At 64.0% G+C, this 18,364-nt stretch carries 16 protein-coding genes and 1 tRNA gene; 11 read left to right on the top strand and 6 right to left on the bottom strand.

What is annotated here, in order from left to right:
* Positions 1 to 44: 44 nt before the first annotated feature.
* A complete protein-coding gene (locus AC6RIC_RS03095; RefSeq protein WP_499735057.1) occupies positions 45 to 758 on the bottom strand; it encodes an orotate phosphoribosyltransferase in 714 nt (237 codons plus the stop codon).
* A 378-nt stretch (positions 759 to 1,136) separates the two neighbouring features.
* On the opposite strand from AC6RIC_RS03095, the gene AC6RIC_RS03090 reads away from it, so the two are divergent.
* The 5 genes from AC6RIC_RS03090 (at position 1,137) to AC6RIC_RS03070 (ending at position 7,333) form a co-directional block, all read left to right on the top strand.
* Complete coding sequence (locus AC6RIC_RS03090; RefSeq protein ID WP_454654652.1) at positions 1,137 to 2,372, top strand: MFS transporter; 1,236 nt, start codon at positions 1,137 to 1,139, stop codon at positions 2,370 to 2,372.
* A gap of 441 nt (positions 2,373 to 2,813) precedes the next feature.
* Positions 2,814 to 3,911, top strand: a complete 1,098-nt coding sequence (locus AC6RIC_RS03085; protein WP_499735056.1) for a hypothetical protein — start codon at positions 2,814 to 2,816, stop codon at positions 3,909 to 3,911.
* A complete protein-coding gene (locus AC6RIC_RS03080; RefSeq protein WP_499735055.1) occupies positions 3,850 to 4,989 on the top strand; it encodes an AICE element replication initiation protein in 1,140 nt (379 codons plus the stop codon). Before AC6RIC_RS03085 ends, AC6RIC_RS03080 begins: the two co-directional genes overlap by 62 nt.
* Positions 4,941 to 5,294 (top strand): M48 family metallopeptidase, encoded by a 354-nt coding sequence (locus tag AC6RIC_RS03075; protein WP_499735054.1) that lies wholly within the window; start codon positions 4,941 to 4,943, stop codon positions 5,292 to 5,294. The genes AC6RIC_RS03080 and AC6RIC_RS03075 overlap by 49 nt, the downstream gene beginning before the upstream one ends.
* A 137-nt stretch (positions 5,295 to 5,431) precedes the next feature.
* Positions 5,432 to 7,333, top strand: coding sequence for a DUF262 domain-containing protein (locus AC6RIC_RS03070; RefSeq protein WP_499735053.1), 1,902 nt, complete (start codon positions 5,432 to 5,434; stop codon positions 7,331 to 7,333).
* 233 nt (positions 7,334 to 7,566) lie between these two features.
* Here AC6RIC_RS03070 and AC6RIC_RS03065 read toward each other — a convergent pair.
* Positions 7,567 to 7,641, bottom strand: a tRNA-Gly gene (locus tag AC6RIC_RS03065).
* 236 nt (positions 7,642 to 7,877) lie between these two features.
* Here AC6RIC_RS03065 and AC6RIC_RS03060 point away from each other — a divergent pair.
* The 4 genes from AC6RIC_RS03060 (at position 7,878) to AC6RIC_RS03045 (ending at position 11,471) form a co-directional block, all read left to right on the top strand.
* The gene (locus AC6RIC_RS03060) at positions 7,878 to 8,402 is read left to right on the top strand and encodes a prolyl-tRNA synthetase associated domain-containing protein (RefSeq protein ID WP_454654640.1); all 525 of its coding nucleotides are present in this window, start codon (positions 7,878 to 7,880) and stop codon (positions 8,400 to 8,402) included.
* 81 nt (positions 8,403 to 8,483) lie between these two features.
* Entirely contained in the window at positions 8,484 to 9,383 is a 900-nt protein-coding gene (gene trxA, locus AC6RIC_RS03055) for a thioredoxin (RefSeq protein WP_454654638.1), read from the top strand.
* Between the two features lie 22 nt (positions 9,384 to 9,405).
* Positions 9,406 to 10,077 carry an LON peptidase substrate-binding domain-containing protein gene (locus AC6RIC_RS03050; protein ID WP_499735052.1) on the top strand — a complete coding sequence of 224 codons (672 nt, stop codon included), beginning with the start codon at positions 9,406 to 9,408 and terminating at the stop codon, positions 10,075 to 10,077.
* On the top strand, positions 10,074 to 11,471 hold the full coding sequence (locus AC6RIC_RS03045) for an MFS transporter (RefSeq protein ID WP_499735051.1): 1,398 nt from the start codon (positions 10,074 to 10,076) through the stop codon (positions 11,469 to 11,471). Before AC6RIC_RS03050 ends, AC6RIC_RS03045 begins: the two co-directional genes overlap by 4 nt.
* Before the next feature lie 156 nt (positions 11,472 to 11,627).
* Here the strand turns inward: AC6RIC_RS03045 and AC6RIC_RS03040 are convergent, their stop codons facing one another.
* From AC6RIC_RS03040 to AC6RIC_RS03030, 3 genes are all read right to left on the bottom strand, one after another.
* On the bottom strand, positions 11,628 to 13,064 hold the full coding sequence (locus tag AC6RIC_RS03040) for a homospermidine synthase (RefSeq protein WP_499735050.1): 1,437 nt from the start codon (positions 13,062 to 13,064) through the stop codon (positions 11,628 to 11,630).
* Positions 13,065 to 13,214: 150 nt separating this feature from the next.
* Positions 13,215 to 13,751, bottom strand: a complete 537-nt coding sequence (locus AC6RIC_RS03035; RefSeq protein WP_499735049.1) for a GNAT family N-acetyltransferase — start codon at positions 13,749 to 13,751, stop codon at positions 13,215 to 13,217.
* Between the two features lie 230 nt (positions 13,752 to 13,981).
* The gene (locus AC6RIC_RS03030) at positions 13,982 to 15,127 is read right to left on the bottom strand and encodes a type III PLP-dependent enzyme (RefSeq protein ID WP_454654633.1); all 1,146 of its coding nucleotides are present in this window, start codon (positions 15,125 to 15,127) and stop codon (positions 13,982 to 13,984) included.
* A gap of 721 nt (positions 15,128 to 15,848) precedes the next feature.
* Here AC6RIC_RS03030 and AC6RIC_RS03025 point away from each other — a divergent pair.
* Both AC6RIC_RS03025 and AC6RIC_RS03020 read left to right on the top strand, forming a co-directional pair.
* Entirely contained in the window at positions 15,849 to 17,468 is a 1,620-nt protein-coding gene (locus AC6RIC_RS03025; protein WP_499735048.1) for an OpgD/OpgG family glucan biosynthesis protein, read from the top strand.
* 33 nt (positions 17,469 to 17,501) lie between these two features.
* Complete coding sequence (locus AC6RIC_RS03020; RefSeq protein WP_499735047.1) at positions 17,502 to 17,774, top strand: GNAT family N-acetyltransferase; 273 nt, start codon at positions 17,502 to 17,504, stop codon at positions 17,772 to 17,774.
* A gap of 9 nt (positions 17,775 to 17,783) precedes the next feature.
* Here AC6RIC_RS03020 and AC6RIC_RS03015 read toward each other — a convergent pair whose 3' ends face one another.
* Positions 17,784 to 18,239 (bottom strand): Fur family transcriptional regulator, encoded by a 456-nt coding sequence (locus tag AC6RIC_RS03015; protein ID WP_091861663.1) that lies wholly within the window; start codon positions 18,237 to 18,239, stop codon positions 17,784 to 17,786.
* Positions 18,240 to 18,364: the final 125 nt, after the last annotated feature.

Below are 18,364 nucleotides of genomic sequence, written 5' to 3'. Positions count from 1 at the left end.
TACGACTTATGGAAACGTATGACTTGCAGGCTCGAAGCTAGGCCTCAGGCCGGCTTCTTTTCCTCGCCGAAGGCCGAGATGCCGCCATGCTTGGCCGACCAGCTGGCCGGATCGTTCAGGAAGCTCTCGACTTCGCCCAGGATCCTCGGCTCGAAATGGCCGCTATCCTTGGCCACGGCGAGCACGTCCCACCAGGTCGTGAGATAATGCAGATTGATGCCGATCTCGGCCATCAGCTCGCGGCTATTCGGGAAGATGTCGTAGTAGAACAGCACGAAGCAGTGCTGCACATCGGCGCCAGCCGTACGCAGCGCCTCGGCGAAATTGACCTTGCTGCGCCCGTCGGTGGCGAGATCCTCGACCAGCAGCGTACGCGCGCCCTCGACGACCGAACCCTCGATCTGGGCATTCCGGCCAAAGCCCTTCGGCTTCTTGCGGACATACTGCATCGGCAGCGACAGGCGGTCGGAGATCCAGGCGGCGAAGGGGATACCTGCCGTCTCGCCGCCGGCGATGATGTCGAGCGACTCGTAGCCGATGTCGCGCACGATCGTGGTGGCCGCGAAATCGATCAGCGTCGAGCGCAGGCGCGGGTAGGAGATGATCTTGCGGCAGTCGATATAGACCGGGCTCGCCCAGCCGGAGGTGAAAACGAACGGCTTGTCGCTGTAGAAGTGCACGGCCTTGATTTCGAGCAGCATCTTGGCCGCTTCGCGCGCGATCACGGCCCTGTCGGTGGGGGTGAACAGGTTGGACATGGCGCGGTGTCTCCGGGCTGAGCAGGGCCGCTCGCCGGGATACGGCAAGGGCTCAGGGGCTGGTCGAATTGGCAAACGGCCTCTTCTGATCGCCCTCGCCGGACAGGTCAATCCCTCCGCAGGGCGATTTTCACCACGGCCAGCAGCCGTGTTCGGCAGCACCCGCGCCTCCAACCGCTGCTCAGGCGGCAAGTTGGCCGCGGCGTTGCCGAAAAACGACCGTTGCAGTGTTTCCCTCGGCATCCACAGGCTGACTCACGGGCGATCGTTGCGCCGGCTCAGGCCCCATGAGATGCGAAACGATCCGAATTTGGACGATGCCATGTCGGCATCGTCGCTCCGTGGGGCTTGGCCGGAGCAGCATTAAGGGCTTGTATCATGAGTGAACTGCGAATGGCGGCAACGCCATCGGCGCCGACGGAAGTCGACAGCAAGGCCCGCAAGGCCCTCTGGGGCGCGGCGATCGGCTATGCGATGGACGGGTTCGACCTGCTGATCCTCGGCTTCATGCTGCGCGCGATCTCGGCCGATCTGCAGCTCAGCCAGGCGCAGGCCGCCTCGCTGGTCACCGCGACGCTGGTCGGCGCCGTGCTCGGCGGCATCGGCTTCGGCATGCTCTCGGATCGGATCGGCCGCGTCCGGGTCCTGACCTGGACCATCGTCCTCTTCGCCGTCTTCACCGGCATGTGCGCCCTGGCGCAGGGCTACTGGGACCTGCTGCTCTACCGCACCATCGCGGGCCTCGGCCTCGGCGGCGAGTTCGGCATCGGCATGGCGCTGGTCGCCGAGGCCTGGCCGGCCTCGAAACGCGCGCGCGCCTCCTCCTATGTCGGGCTTGGCTGGCAGGTCGGCGTGCTCGCTGCCGCGCTCGCCACACCGCTGCTGCTGCCCTCGATCGGCTGGCGCGGCATGTTCGCCATCGGCATCCTGCCAGCGGTCGCGGCCTATTTCATCCGCCACTCCCTGCATGAGCCCGAGGTCTTCGTGGCCCGCTCCAAGGACCGGCCGAAGGAATCGGCGCTGCGCCTGCTGGTCAAGGATCGCGAGACCACGAAGCTCAGCCTCGGCATGGTCATCCTCTGCTCGGTCCAGAACTTCGGCTATTACGGCGTGATGATCTGGCTGCCGAACTACCTCGCCACGCGGTTCGGCTTCGCGCTGACCCAGTCGGCGGTATGGACCGCGGTGACCATCGGCGGCATGGCGCTCGGCATCTTCGCCTTCGGCCATATCGCCGACCGGATCGGCCGCCGCCCGGCCTTCTTCGGCTACATGATCGGCGCCGCAGTGATGGTGCTCGTCTATTCGCGGCTGACCGACCCGATGCAGTTGCTCGTCGGCGGCGCGGTGATGGGCTTCTTCGTCAACGGCATGCTCGGCGGCTATGGCGCACTGATCAGCGAACTCTTCCCGACGGCGGCGCGCGCCACCGCCCAGAACGTGCTGTTCAACATCGGGCGCGGTGTCGGCGGCTTTGGTCCGGTCGTCGTCGGTGCTATCGCCGCCGCCTACGGGTTCCAGACCGCCATAGCGCTGCTGGCCACCCTCTATCTCCTCGACCTCATCGCCATGTGGCTCCTCATCCCCGAGAAGCGCGGCGCAGAGCTGACCTGAGGCGGGCGAAAGCTCCAGACAGATGCTGAGGGCGCCGATCGGCGCCCTCTTGCGTTTGAAAGCTGATGGCAGCCCGAGAATTCCGGCATAAGGCCCCAAAAAGCAAAAAGCGCCGGAAGATCCGACGCTTGCATGCTTCCCAAGTCCTGAGATTGTCTGGAGCGGGCGAAGGGATTCGAACCCTCGACCCCAACCTTGGCAAGCGATTTACTACGCTGTTCTTATATTCCGCTGCCGTTCACGCCTGTCAATTGGATTACGCGCGCGTCGCTTAGTTGGAAATTACATTGAGCGGACTGGCGTGGAGCCACCGCACGGCCATGGAATAACGTGGAGCTGAGAAACTGCAACCGCGAGGTAACCGCGGGTTTTTCCGGTCTCGCGAAAACCCGATTGAAGCGGCACCCTCATAGCGATCGCCTGCTGTCATTCGGTGTCGACATGTCTTCCCATCTGACCCGCCGCCAGCTCTATGACTTGATCTGGTCGCACGAGATGCCGCAGGTTGCCGCGCATCTCGGTATCTCTGAATGGCAGATTCGGCAGATCTGCGAGAATCACCGCGTTCCGGTGCCAACGGCCGCATATTGGCGTGACAGAGCTGCGGGGAGGAAGGCCAAACAGGCCATCTTTACATCCACCGCCGACGCGCAGCTGGAGCTAATCTCACTCACTCCGACAAAAGCACCCGTGCCACTTGCCGCTGTCGAGCCGCCGCCCGTCGCCATTGCCAAACCGGCACCGCCTCGGCGAGAGCCAGTGATCAAGGTCAAGGTCGATCCGGTGGAATGGCAAATGGTGACGAATCCCCATTCGCTATTACTGCCCCTCGCTAAGGCGTTGCGCTCGACCAAACCGAACCGAAACGGCGTTATCGAGGTTTCTGGCGAAGCGATCCCGTCTATGTCGATCGCCGAGGGCTCCGTGGAGCGCGCGATTTTTGTGCTCGACGACCTCGTCCGGCGCCTCATCGCCCAGCATATCGCATGCACGGTTTCCCGCCGCCATTTCACAATCGCGCGGGAGCAGGACAAGGTCGAATTCAAGTTCACCGAGAAGATAGCGCGGCAGCCGCACGAACCTAGCCTGCAGGAATTGCAGGCCGAAGCTCTCCGGATTCGCAGAGGCGGCAGCACACACGAATATTATTGGAACAAGGCCTATCCGGAATTCGACTTCGTTCCGACCGGCGTTCTTCGATTATCGATCGAGACGTACGGGCGCGAGGGGCGGCGACGAAATTGGCAGGATAGTTCGCGCGCAACCTTTGAAACTCAGGTAGCTGACATTGCTCTCATTCTGTCAGAATGGATCGGCGACGAGCGGAAGTGGCGCTTGGAGCGAGAACGTGAATCGCGGCTTTGGCGTCGAGCTGATGAAAATCGGAGGTTGGCCGAGCAGCGCCGCAAGCGCGAGGATGAGCGAGACGCTCTCATCGCGGAAATTGCCCAGCTTCAGGCGAAGGTCCGCGACCTCAGTGCTTGGATCGATTGGGCCGCGCCAATCGACGATCCGGAAACGAAGCGCATGTTGGAGTGAGGAGCACGTCATCAACCTGCGCGTGGCGGGGGATGCTACCAACGTTGAGATCGATCTTGGCCATGCCGATGGCCGCTGCGTTAAGGTCAACGGTGAAGGCTGGGCGGTCGCCGCTCGTCCGAACTTTCACTTCCTCCGCAGCAGCGGCTTTCTCGCCCTCCCCGAACCGGTGCATGGTGGTGATCTTCGCGAACTGCAGAAGCTGCTGTCGCTTGATCAGAAGAACTTCCGGCTCCTCGCCGCCTTCCTGATCAATGCGCTTCAGCCCAGCGGCCCCTATCAGCCCTGCCTCATCGAAGGGCAGCAGGGTTCTGGTAAGAGCGTAGTCGCTCACATTGCCAAGACGCTGATCGATCCGAACGAAGCCATGCGTATGCGCATGCCGGACACAGTGCGCGATCTGATGGTGCAGGCGAAAGAGTTTCGCCTCCTGAATTTCGACAACGCCTCACACATCACCAATGAAATGTCCGACGCCTTGTGCACGCTATCGACGGGCGGCGGAATCGGCGTGCGGGCGCTCTATACCGACGGCGACCTAAACGTCTTGAGCTATTCGCGCCCGATCATCATGAATGGCATCACGGGTTATGCGAACCGCCCGGATCTTCTCGAGCGCGCGATCCCGCTCCGGCTGCCGGTTATGCCGGAGGCCGGGCGCGAGCGAGAGGAGATTCTCATGGAGCGCTTCAAAGACGCTCAACCCCGGCTTCTTGGCGCGCTCTACGATGGCGTCGCAGCCGCACTGAAGAACCGCGACACTATGGATGCGCCGAAGGGGCTTCGCATGGCCGACGCTGCACTTTGGATAGCAGCGGCTGAGCCGGCCTTCGGGTTCGAGCCGGGCTCGCTCGTCGCCGCGGTCAAAGAAGCGCAAGAAGAGGTATTCATCGAGCGAGTGAACGACGACGCAGTCGTCATCAAGCTCCGCAAGCTCATCGATCTGAAGCCCTTTGAGGATTATGTCGGCACTTTGTTTGACAGGTTCGCGGAGAGCGGTGAACCACCCGGGACCAGCGCGCGCGCATCATGCACGCGTGGCATCTGCGGCTTCTCCACGATGCGATCCCCAAGCTGATCCGCAAGTGGGAAGGGCGAATCGGCGTCACGGTTCGCGGCTACTTTTTACAACGAATGAAGACCAAATGGGGGAGCTGCACCCCGCAACGCGGAACAATCCGGCTGAATACGGAGCTGGTCAAGAAGCCGCGCGACATGCTCGAGTACGTGATTGTGCATGAAATGGTCCATCTTATCGAACCCAAACACTCCCAAGCTTTCTTCAAACATTTGGATCGCCTATACCCGAACTGGTCAGTCGTTCGTTCCGAACTAAATGAGCTACCCTTGCCTGCTGAGAGGTGGCTAGGCGACGCTGCGTAGAAGTCCATCCACACTCCGATTCGTGCGTGCCTCTGGAGGCCGGGTATGGTGTGGTACTCGCATAGCCCGCACCATGAGTCGCTGTTACGACGCGCTCTCCGATCCGGGCGGCGCGCCGTTGCTTCGGGGGAGCACGTATGGACGCTGACGACCACAAAGTAGAAGCTGTCTTAAAGGAGGACCGCCGCTTTATAGTCCCGCTCTATCAGCGAAAATATCGCTGGTCGGAGCACCGACTACTTCCTTTCTGGGAGGACGTTCAGGCCAAGGCCGCCGAAGTTCTGGCGGGCGAGAGCCGCTTCGAGCACTACATGGGAGCTCTGATTGTCGCGCCTGTCGACATTGGCTCCCAGATCAGCCGCACACCCGTAGTCCAGGTCGTTGATGGTCAGCAACGACTGACTACTTTCCAGCTCTTCCTAGTTGCGCTTCGGGAGGTCGCGCGACGTCATAGTTTGGACGAATTCATCAGCCACATCAACGGCTATCTGTTTAACAATCTCAAGAGTAAAGATACCGATCTTCTCACTCGATTTAAGCTAACGCCAACCCCGTCAGATCGAGATTTATTTCATAATCTGATCGAGATGGATTACCCCTCAATAATTCGCAAATACGCGAACCTATTCTGGGGCGCGAATGTACCAAAAAACACGCCATTTCCTGCATTTCGAGCCTACTTACTTTTCAACAAGTGGATAGAGGAGTTTGTCCTCTATGGCCCAAGCGACGAGTCGCCATCTTTGGATGACGAAGGTGCCGAGGACGGCACCAAGGAAGAAGATGGCGAGGCTTCCGTCACCGTCGAGCGGCTTGAAGCGCTGCTCAATGCAGTGCTCGAGCGGCTCAAGCTCGTTGTCATCAGCTTAGGCGAGCACGACGACGCTCAAGTCATTTTCGAGACGCTGAACTCCAAGGGCGAACCACTGCTCGCGATGGACCTCGTCCGAAACAACATTTTCCATCGAGCAGAAAAGCAGGGAGCCCGGGTCGAAGAACTCTATCGAAAATTATGGGACCCACTCGATCACGCGTGGTGGCGAGAAGCCGCACCCAATGCACGGCCGACCCGCCCCCGAATCGATCACTTCTTGGCTCACACGCTCGCGGCTGAGACAGGTGGAAAGATCTCTATGAGAGAGCTGTACGCCGAGTACCGTGCATTCGCAGTCCCCAAGGGTAAGCCTCGCTTCGACAACGTCGAGGACGAACTGAAGCTGCTGGCCCACTACGCGCCCCTCTATGAGACGCTTGAGGGCCGGCTCTCCCACGACCCAGACCTCGCCTGGTTCGGCCGGAAGATGGCGGCTTGGCAAACGACCACCGTCTACCCCGTCGCGATGCAGCTGGGAGCCGACATCGTCGACCAGGGCACCCGCGCCACTATCACGCGCCTTCTCTATTCGTATGTAGTACGTCGCGCGCTCTGCGGCCTAACCACCAAAAATCTCAATAACATCTTCCAGACCATCGCGGCGCGATTTCACGAGCACGGCGTCTCAGTGGCAAATTTGAAGGCCTTCTTTGAAGGCAAGGGTGGGGACAGCGTGCGCTTCCCAGACGATCGCGAGCTGCATTTTGGGGTGTTGAGCAACGATGCCTACGACATTTCCCCGCAGTCGCGCCTTGTCGACATCCTGTGGGAGTTAGAGGAAGCTTCAAAGTCCGCGCTGGCCGAGCGCCACGATCGGCCCTCCGGTCTGTGGGTCGAACACGTGATGCCGCAAAAGTGGACAGAGGCCTGGCCGTACTCGGAAGAGGAGTATGCTGATCCCTACAGCGACCTGCCCCAGGCGACGGCCAGACACGCCGCCATCGACACGCTCGGAAACCTCACTCTGGTTACCAGCGGCTTGAACATCTCAGCGGGCAACAAGGGCTTCGCCGACAAGCAGCGAAAGTTCGCCAAGCACACTGGCCTGTTCCTCAACAAGTGGTTCGCTGAGCATGAGCGATGGACTGAACATGAGATAAGGCAGCGAGGCGATCGCTTGGCTATTCTCGCGGCTTCGATATGGCCGAGCTTGCAGAGATATTGATCCTCCCGTCGGCCGGCTAATCGGATGTGGCATCGCTGCGAACCCACTGCTGTCTGCATCCGTAGAACTGCTTCAAAATAATGAGCTGGGTTCGTGGCCGGATGAACGTGTAACCGCGAGGTAACCACGGCGATTCGGGACCTTGTGGAATTGGCCCCGCATCTTCCAAGCCCAAAAAGCAAAAAGCGCCGGAAGATCCGACGCTTGCATGCTTCTCAAGCCTTGAGATTGTCTGGAGCGGGCGAAGGGATTCGAACCCTCGACCCCAACCTTGGCAAGGTTGTGCTCTACCCCTGAGCTACACCCGCATCCGAGACAGTCGCGCCGTGTTGGCGGCGCGGTCGGGTTATTGCCCCAAAGCACCGCGAAGCGCAAGCACCCCAGCGAAAGTTTTTTGCCGCCTTCCACAAAAGCCCGGAATCGCTCTACCCATCTTGCTGCCGACGCCACGCGAGGCTAGGCATCCTCGGGCCCGCTCCTGCCGTCCCGACAGGCGGTTTCATCGACGTCCCGAAACCTGTTCGCCCCTGCCGATCGCTCCACCATGACCGCGCCCGTCACGTCCGACCAGCTCTGTGCCTATCTCACCGAGAAGGGCATCACCTTCCATCGCACCGACCATCCGGCCGTGTTCACCGTCGCCGAGACGGCGCCGCATCGCGACGAGATGGTCGGCCACCACACCAAGAACCTGTTCCTGAAGGACAAGAAGGGGCGGATTTTCCTGGTCTCGGCCGAAGCTCACGCGCGAATCGACCTGAAGCGCCTGCACGAGCGCATCGGCGCCAGCGGCCGGCTCTCCTTCGGCTCGGCCGAGCTCTTGATGGAGAAGCTCGGCGTCACGCCGGGCTCCGTCACCGCCTTCGCCGTGATCAACGATCGCGCGGGCGACGTCACCATGGTGCTGGATGCCACGCTGGCGAGCGGCGAGGACGTCAATTTTCACCCGCTGATCAACACGGCGACGCTGCGGGTCAGCCGCGACGATCTGCTGGCCTTCTTCCGGAACACCGGGCATGAGCCGCTGATCGTCGATTTGCCGGTCCCGCCCGATGGACAGAACGGCTGAAGCACCCCATCTATGGCGCAACTGCGCGGGCGGCCATAAGGGCACGCCTTCGCCTCCAGAGCCTATCACGAAGGACGACCCATGTTGGTCAATGGCGAGGCGGCCGGACAACCCGGCCTGATCAAGGACACCACGACCCAGGGCTTCCGCGAGGACGTCATCGCGGAATCGATGAAGCAGCCGGTGCTGATCGATTTCTGGGCGCCCTGGTGCGGCCCCTGCAAGCAGCTCACGCCCGTCATCGAGAAGGTGGTCAAGGCGGCCGGCGGCAAGGTCAAGCTCGTCAAGATGAATATCGACGAGCACCCGCAGATCCCCGGCCAGCTCGGCATCCAGTCGATTCCCGCCGTCATCGCCTTCAAGCAGGGCCAGCCGATCGACGGCTTCATGGGTGCCCAGCCCGAGAGCCAGATCAAGGTCTTCATCGAGCGCCTGGTCGGGCCGATGGGCCCGGGCGAAACCGCAGAGCTGATCGAGGCCGCCGCGGCCGCAATCGCAGCCGGCGACCCCGCCGGGGCGAGCGAGCTCTATGCCGGCGTGCTCGAGATCGAGCCCGACAACCTCGCGGCGATCGCGGGCTTGGCACGGCTGCATCTCGACAATGGCGATATCGAGGGTGCCAAGGGCATTCTCGGCATGGCGCCGCAGGACAAGGCCGGCGATCCGGCGATCACGGCCGTGCGCGCCGCGATCGAGCTGGCCGAGCAGGCCGCCTCGCTCGGTGACACCGCCGAGCTGGAAGCCAGGGTCGCGGCCGATCCGAAGGACCACCAGGCCCGCTTCGATCTGGCGCTGGCGCTCAACGCCCGCGACAGGCGCGAGGAAGCGGTCGACCATCTCGTCGCCATCATCAAGGCCGATAGGAAGTGGAACGACGACGGCGCACGCAAGCAGCTGCTGCAGTTCTTCGAGGCCTGGGGCCCGATGGACGAGGCGAGCGTCAGCGGGCGCCGCAAGCTCTCGACCCTGCTGTTCTCCTGACCGGCACAAGGATTAGGCGCGCATGGGCATGAACGCCGTCTACGAGGGAGCCAAGGATTGCCCGGAGGCGATTCCGCTCTTTCCGCTCGGCGGCGCGCTGCTCCTGCCGCGCGGCCAGATGCCGCTCAATATCTTCGAGCCGCGCTATCTCGCCATGATCGACGACGCGCTCAAGGGTGAACGCGTGATCGGCATCATCCAGCCCGAGCCGGAAACCGGACGGCAGCCGGAGATCCCGCCGCTGCTCAAGGTTGGCTGCCTCGGCCGCATCACCCAGTTCTCCGAGACCGGCGACGGCCGCTACATCATCACGCTGACCGGGATCAGCCGCTTCCGCCTGCTCGACGAATTGGCGGTGACCACGCCCTATCGCCAGGGCCGTGTCGGCTATGACAGCTTCGCCGCCGATTTCGCTGCCCGCACCGGGGAGGACGAGGTCGACCGCAAGGGCCTGCTCAAGGCGCTCCGCGACTTCGCCAAGGCCAACGACCTCAAGATCGACTGGAAGGGCGTCAACGAGGCGCCGAACGAGGCACTGGTCAACGCGCTCTCGATGATGTGCCCGTTCGGGCCGCGCGAGAAGCAGGCGCTGCTGGAAGCGCCGACGCTGAAGGACAGGGCCGAGGTGCTGGTCGCGATCACCGAGATCGAGCTGGCGCGCGGCGGCGGCGATCCGGACACGACCCTGCAGTGACGCCAGCGACGCTGCCTGTCGAAGCGCCGCCCACCGTCTGGCCACCACGCCGCGCGGTCACCGCCTGGCTGTTCTTCGACTGGTCGGCCCAGCCCTTCTTCACGCTGGTCACGACCTTCGTCTTCGCGCCCTTCTTCGCCTCGGCGCTGGCCAAGGACGCCGCCGACGGCCAGGCGCTCTGGGGCTATGCGACAGGCTTCGCCGGTCTCTGCATCGCCCTGCTCTCACCCCTGCTCGGCGGCATCGCTGACAGGACAGGACCGCGCAAGCCCTGGATCGCCGCCTTCGGCGCGCTCCTTGTCATCGGCTCCGCGATGCTCTGGTTCGCGGTGCCCGGCTCGGCCGCTGCGGTGCCGATCGCACTCGCCGGTTTCGTCATCGCGACGATCGGCGCCGAATTCGCCACGACCTTCAACAACGCGATGATGACCCGCCTCGTGCCACCGGAGCGCCTCGGCTGGCTTTCCGGCACCGGCTGGGCCATCGGCTATCTCGGCGGGTTGCTCTCGCTCGCGATCACGCTTGGGTTGCTCGCCGCCGATCCGCAGACCGGCAAGACGCTCATCGGTATCGCGCCGATCCTCGGGCTCGATGCCGCCGCGCGCGAGGGCGACCGCTTCTCGGGACCACTGACCGCGCTCTGGTTCATCATCTTCGTCACGCCGATGTTCCTGCTGACACCGGATTCCGGCAAGACGGGCCTCAGCCTTGCCGAAGCGGCCAAGGGCGGTGTCGGGCGCTTGAAGGATACGTTGGCTGAATTGCCGAAGCTGCCGTCGCTCGGCCGCTTCCTCATCGCCAACATGATCTATCAGGATGCACTGGTCGCGCTCTTCGCCTTCGGCGGCATCTATGCAGCCGGCGTCTTCGGCTGGCAGACGATCGAGCTCGGCATCTTCGGCATCCTGCTCACCGTTACCGGCACGCTCGGTGCCTGGCTCGGCGGCAAGCTGGACGATGCCATCGGCGGCAAGCCTGTGGTGCTGGGCTCCATCGCCTGCCTGCTCTTCGCCTGCCTCGGTATCCTCTCGCTCAGTGCCGACCACATCCTGTTCGTGATCCCGGCCGCCCCGCCCGTCGCCGGCGACGGCCTGTTCGCGTCGTTGCCGGAGCGTGTCTATCTCGGCCTGGGCCTGCTGATCGGCCTCGTTGCCGGGCCGATGCAGGCGGCCTCGCGCAGCCTGATGGCGCGATTGGCACCCGAGGGACGCATCGGCGAGTTCTTCGGGCTGTTTGCGCTGTCGGGGAAGGTCACGTCCTTCCTGGGACCGACGCTGGTCGCGCTGGCGACGACCATCTTCGCCAGCCAGCGGGCGGGCCTGGCTGTGCTGATCGTGTTCTTCCTGGCGGGCGCAGCGCTGCTGGCCGGCGTGAACGTCACCCGCAAGTCATAGGGTGTCATCCCGTGCGCGCTGCGGCACGCAGTGCTGCTGCGCAGATGCGGGACCGCACGACGAGAAGGCGCCCTTACCGGAAAACGGTCCCGTGTCTGCGCAGCAGCACTATCGTGCCGCAGCGCGCACGGGATGACACCCTTCAAATAGCGGCCGTCACCGAACCAGGATGTTCTTGAACTGCCAGGGATCGCTGGTGTCGATATCCTCCGGGAACAGCCCCGGCCGGCCATCGAGCGGCGTCCAGTCGGTGTAATAACCCTTCACCGGCCCGAGATAGGGCCGCTGGATCTCGAGGCAGCGGTTGAAGTCGAGCTCCTCGACCTCGACGATCCCCGCACGCGGATTCTCCAGCGCCCAGACCATGCCCGCCAGCACGGACGAGGTCACCTGCAGACCGGTCGCGGTCTGGTAGGGCGCAAGCGAACGCGCCTCCTCGGTCGAGAGCTGCGAGCCGAACCAGTAGGCGCCCTTCTCGTGGCCGTAGAGCAGCACGCCGAGCTCGTCGATGCCGTCGACGACCTCCTTCTCCTCGAGGATATGGTGCTCCTCCTGCGGGCGGCCGGCATTGCCGAACATCTCGTGCAGCGAGAGCACGGCATCATTCGCGGGATGGTAGGCATAGTGACAGGTCGGCCGGAAGATGGCCTTGCCGGCCTCGTCGCGCACGGTGAAATAGTCCGCGATCGAGATCGACTCGTTATGCGTGACCAGGAAGCCGTATTGCGCGCCCGGCGTCGGGCACCAGCTCCGGACCTTGGTCTCGGCACCAGCCTGCATCAGATAGATCGCCGCCTGCGAACCGGTCTCGTGGCCATGAGCGTTCGCCGGCATCCATTTCTCATGCGTGCCCCAACCGAGCTCGGCCGGCTGCACGGCTTCGGCGATGAAGCCTTCGACCGACCAGGTGTTGACGAAGACGCCCGGCGGCTTGGGATTCTTCGAGCGCTGCGTGTCTCGCTCGGCGATGTGGATGCCCTTGACGCCGACGCGCTGCATCAACGCCGCCCATTCCTCGCGGGTGTTCGGCTGCGTCGCATTGAGACGCATATCGGCGGCGAGGTTGGTCAGCGCCCGCTTCACCAGCGAGGAGACCATGCCGGGATTGGCGCCGCAGCAGGAAACGGCCGTCGGCGTGCCGGCCGGGCGCGCCCGCTTGGCCGCCAGCGTCATCTCGCGCAGCGCGTAGTTCGAGCGCTCGGCCGGGCCCTTGCTCTCGTCGAAATAGAAGCCGAGCCAAGGCTCGTTGACCGTGTCGATATAGAGCGCGCCGAGGCTGGAGCAGAACTCCATGATATCGCGCGAGCCGGTGTCGCAGGAGAGATTGACGCAAAAACCCTGCCCGCCGCCGGCGGTCAGCAGCGGCTCCAGCATCGTCTTGTAGTTCTCGATGGTGACGGCTTCCTGGATGAAGCGGATGCCGCGCTCGTCAAGTAGGTGGCGGTTGGAATCGTCGGGAGCAATGACAACGAAGCGGCTCTTGTCGAACTTGAAGTGCCGTTCGAGCAGCGGCAGCGTACCGCGGCCGATCGAACCGAAGCCGATCATCACGATCGGGCCGGTGATCTCGCCGTAGACGGGCCAATTCGTCATTCTCTCAAACTCCTGGGTTTCTGGGACAAAAAAGGTCGAAAGGGTCGTATGAGCGCAAAATCGCGCCGTCAATCGCCACGACGCTTTCCATACGGCCTGCGCATGGAAAGCGCCGGGCAATGACGGCGCTATGACGATGGGTCTGAAGCGTCAGGCGGCCTGGGCCACCGCCTCCGCCTCGAAAGTCGCTGTCGAGGCGGCGCCGCTGGCAACGAGCACGCCGCTGGCGCCGTCGAGCGCGCCGTCGCGCAGTTCGATCGCAAGGAAGCGCTCGCGCTCGACCGGGCCGGGCATGGCAAGCTCGCGCGTCAGCGCTGGATCGAAGCCGAAGCGGGCATAGTAGGGCGCGTCGCCGACGAGGATGACGGCACCATGCCCACGGCAGGCCGCGCGCCAGAGCGCTTCGCGCATCATCGCCTTGCCGAGCCCCTCGCCCTGCAGCTCGGGCTTCACCGCGAGCGGGCCGAGCAGCAGCACCGGCACGCCATTGGCTTCGACATGCCAGAGGCGGACGGTCGCGAGCACTTCGCCGTCACGCTCGGCGGTGAGCGCGAGGCCATCAGCCGGCAGGCGACCCTCGCGCAGGCGCTCGCTCGACTTGGCGGTGCGGCGCTCGCCCAGGCAACGGTCGAGCAGCGCCTCGCGGGCGGGAATGTCGTTGGCGATCTCGTCGCGGATCGTGATCATGACGCACCTCCGGCCGGAGCGCCCATCCTCATGGACCTACCCGGCGCCACGCTCGCGCGCGGCCACAATGAAACGATGTGGGGAAGAGGGGTCCGGCGGGAGCCACGCTCCGCACCTCCGTTCTGGAGATGCGAGCGCTCCACCCGACTTAGCGTCGGACAGCCTGCCTTGCGGCAGGGCGCTTCGCCGGACCCGATGGGATCAGGAAGGAGCTTGCGCTCCTTCCGACGTCAGATGACGTACTGCTTCAGCGGCGGGAAGCCGTTGAAGGCGACGGCCGAATAGGTCGTCGTATAGGCACCCGTGCCCTCGATCAGCACCTTGTCGCCGATCTCCAGCGAGAAGGGCAGCATGTACGGGGTCTTCTCGTACATGACGTCGACCGAGTCGCAGGTCGGGCCGGCGAGCACGCACGGGACGGTCTCATCGCCATCGCGCACGGTGCGGATGGGATAGCGGATCGCCTCGTCCATGGTCTCGGCGAGACCGTTGAACTTGCCGATATCGAGATAGACCCAGCGAACCTCGTCCGTTTCGGCCTTCTTCGAGATCAGCACGACCTCGGCCTCGATCAGGCCGGCCTCACCGACCATGCCGCGGCCCGGCTCGATGATCGTCTCGGGCAGCTGGTTGCCGAAATGCTTCGACAGCGCCCGGAAGATCGCGTCGCCATAGGACGGCACGCCCGGAATCGGCTTCAGGTAGCGCGCCGGGAAGCCGCCGCCGAGGTTGACCATCGACAGCGAGATGCCGCGGGTGGCGCATTCCTTGAAGATCGCCGAGGCCGAGGCCAGGGCCGAATCCCAGGCGTTCACGTTGGCCTGCTGCGAGCCGACATGGAACGAGATGCCATAGGCCAGCAGGCCCATGCGATGGCCGTGCTCGAGCACGTCCGCGGCCATTTCGGGCACGCAGCCGAACTTGCGCGAGAGCGGCCAGTCGGCGCCGGCACCGTCGCAGAGGATGCGGCAGAAGATGCGCGCATCGGTCGTGCCGGTCTTCTCGGCGGAACGGGCGACCTTCTCGACCTCGGCCGTGCAGTCGACGGCGAACAGGCGCACGCCGAGCTCCATGGCGCGGACGACGTCGCGCTCCTTCTTGATGGTGTTGCCGAAGGAGATGCGATCGGCCGTGGCGCCGGCCGCGAGCGCGAGCTCGATCTCGACGACCGAGGCGCAGTCGAAGCAGGAGCCGAGCTTGGCCAGCAGCGCAAGCACTTCCGTCGCCGGGTTGGCCTTCACCGCGTAGAAGACGCGGGTGTCGGGCAACGCACGGGCGAAGGCATGATAGTTCGCGCGCACGACTTCGGTGTCGATGACGACGCAGGGCCCGTCTTCACGTCGGGTACGAAGAAACTCACGGATGCGCTCGGTCATGAGACGCGGCTCCCCTACGACGCAAGCGGCGTCGATGCGATGTATCGCCGGAGTGAATCGACGCTGTCGCGCGGCGCTGTGGAGACGCCTGCTACAACGGACGATCCGTCCGGACCCGAAACACCGTTCGATTGGGGAAGACCCCGCACGGCCGGCAATGAAGGACAAGCCTCTTCGGTGCCGGCCTGTGGAAAGCCGGCGAGACCAAAAAAGCCCGCTCCGTCGTTGCTTTAAGCTGCGTCCCCCGTGGAGATTCGGGGTTCGCCGGTTTTGCCTCCGGCTGCCGGTCTGTGTCGGGGAACGGCGTCCTTGCGGAAACCGGGAGGCGTGATTTGAGGGATGTCCATCCCCTCCATCCGTCCTCCAACCCCTGGCGGCTGTCCGGCCTCTTGTCCGGATGCCCACCGACCAGCACGCGGCCACAGGCACGTGCGAATTGGGTGAACGCGATATACGGATGCTCGCCCCGGACCACAAGTGTTTTGTGCACCCGAAGCCGCATTTTTTTGCAACGCCGATCCGCGTCCTTTCGGAGCCGCACAAATGCCGGAAAGCGATTTGCCGGCTATGACTTAGCCGAGCCTCCCGCAGAGGCGGGGAAAGGTTGCGATATGTTCATCTGCCGTCAATGCCAGATGCCCTAGACCGGCCCCATTCGATGGCCTTAACTCTCGGTGCCGCCCATCTTGAAAGCCGGGGCGACGGGGAAGACGGAACACGCATGATCACGACAGACCGCCGCCGCGTCCTGGGCGGACTTTCAGCCGCGCTTTGCCTCTCGGCTGCGCCCTCCGTCCTGCTCGCGCAACAGCCGCGCCCCCAGCCACAGCCGCAGGGCCAGCCGCAGACGCCGCCCCCCCAGAATGCCGCCCCGCAGCCGCGCTTCGGCTTCGAGGACGTGCAGCGCCGCGCCCGCGAGATCTCCGCCGTGCCCTACGAGCCGATCGCGCCCCTGCCGGAGGCGCTGGCCAAGCTCGACTACGATTCCTGGCGCGACATCCGCTTCCGCCCCGATCGGGCCTTGCTGCAGCAGAACGGCTCGCCCTTCCGCATGCAGATGTTCCATCCGGGCTTCCTCTTCACCCGGCCGGTCACGGTGAACGTCGTGCGTGACGGCGTGCCCATGCCGGTGCCCTATGCCGCGAACCTGTTCGACTACGGCCGGGTCAAGTTCGACAAACCGCTCCCGGTCAATCTCGGCTTCGCCGGCTTCCGCCTGCACTATCCGCTGAACGATCCCCGCGTTTACGACGAGCTGATCTCCTTCATCGGCGCCAGCTATTTCCGGGTGCTCGGCCGCGGCCAGCGCTACGGCCTTTCGGCCCGCGGCCTGTCCATCGGCGCCGGCACGACGGCCGAGGAGTTCCCGGTCTTCCGCGAATTCTGGATCGAGGCGCCCACGGCCAACACCGAGCGGATCGTCATCCATACCCTGCTCGATTCGCCCGCCGTGACCGGCGCCTATCGCTTCACCATCTATCCCGATCTCGACACCGTCATGGAGGTCGCAGCGACGCTTTATCCGCGCGCGCCCATCGAGAAGCTCGGCCTGGCGCCGCTGACCTCGATGTTCTTCACCGGCGAGAACGACCGCCGCTTCTTCGACGATTTCCGCAGCGAGCTGCACGATTCGGATGGGCTGATGATCCATTCCGGCAGCGGCGAATGGATCTGGCGCCCGCTGCGCAACCCGAAGCAGCAAGCCGTCTCCTCATTCGTCGAACGCAGCATCCGTGGTTTCGGGCTGATGCAGCGCGACCGGACCTTCGAGCACTATCAGGATCTCGATCTCAACTACGAGCTGCGGCCCTCCTACTGGGTCGAGCCGCAGGGCGACTGGGGCGAGGGCGTCGTCGAGCTGATCGAGATGCCGACGACCGACGAGACCAATGACAACATCGTCGCTCTCTGGGCGCCGAAGACGCCGCTGGAGCCGGGCAAGGAATTCTCCTTCAGCTACAAGCTGATCTCGATGCTCGATTCGGGCGACCTGCATCCGGGCGGGCGCGTGGTCAACACCTACCAGGCCAAGCCCAAGGCGCTGGGCTCGGGCGAGCCGGTCACCGAGGGCTCGCGCCGCTTCATCATCGACTTCGCCGGCGGCGATCTCGACTACCACCTGAAGCAGCCCGAGAAGGTCGAGATCGTGCCTTCGATCACCCACGGCCGGATCGACCGCGCCTTCATCGTGCCCAACCGCAAGACCGAGGGCTTCCGCGCCTTCGTCGATGTCGTGGTCGAGCCCGGCCAGATCGCGGAGATGCGCGCCTTCCTCCGCAGCGGCGGCAAGACGCTGACCGAAACCTGGAGCTACCCCTGGCGCGCCGAAGCGCAGGGATAATCTGAACAAGATCGGCCTGAAGGAGCCCACGCCATGGGCGTCGTCGAGAACGTCGAACAGAACCGCTTCGAACTCACGCTCGACGGCGGCACCGCACTCGTCGCCCATCGCCACGACGGCGAGCGGCTGGTGCTGGTCCATACCGAAGTGCCCTCCCAGTTTGCGGGGCAGGGCATCGGATCGAAACTGGCGAAGGGCGTCTTCGAGCTGCTCCGGGCGAGCGGGCGCAAGGCCGTGGTGCGCTGCGAGTTCCTCAAGGGCTGGGTCGCCAAGCACCCCGAATACGACGACGTCGTCGACGGCTGAGCCTGCCGGTCAGGAGGCCTTGCGGCCACCCCGGCGCGCCGGCTGCTTCTTGCGGCCGTAGAGTTCGAGGCGATGGCGGACGAGCTCATAGCCGAGTTCCGCCGCGATCCGCCGCTGCAATTCCTCGATCGCATCCGAGGAGAATTCGATCACCTCGCCCGAATCGACGTCGATCAGGTGGTCGTGGTGCTCCTGGTCGGCATGCTCGTAGCGCGAGATGCCGTCTTCGAAGGCATGTCGCTCGATCGCACCCTGCGATTCCAGCACCTTCATCGTGCGGTAGACGGTCGAGAGCGACAGTGTCGGATCATGCGCGAAGGCGCGCGTGAAGATGCCCTTTGCGTCGGGATGGTCGTCGGCTTCCGCCAGAACGCGCAGGATCAATCGCCGCTGCTGCGTCATGCGCAGCCCGGCCCCCTTCAACTGGCTCTCGAAAACGGCAATCCGCCGGTCGGTCTCGGTCATGCCTTGCCATAGCAATGCCGGCTGCCAATTGCAAAAAAGGCCTAAAAGAAAATCATTATCATTTGCAATATTAATGCAAATGATTTTCAATCTTATTAAAGCCGCGATGACGCTACTCGGCCGCT

It is taken from the genome of Allobosea sp. TBD101, assembly GCF_059817965.1.
Note: the sequence above shows the minus strand (reverse complement) of the source record. Positions and strands in the feature narration are given on the sequence as shown.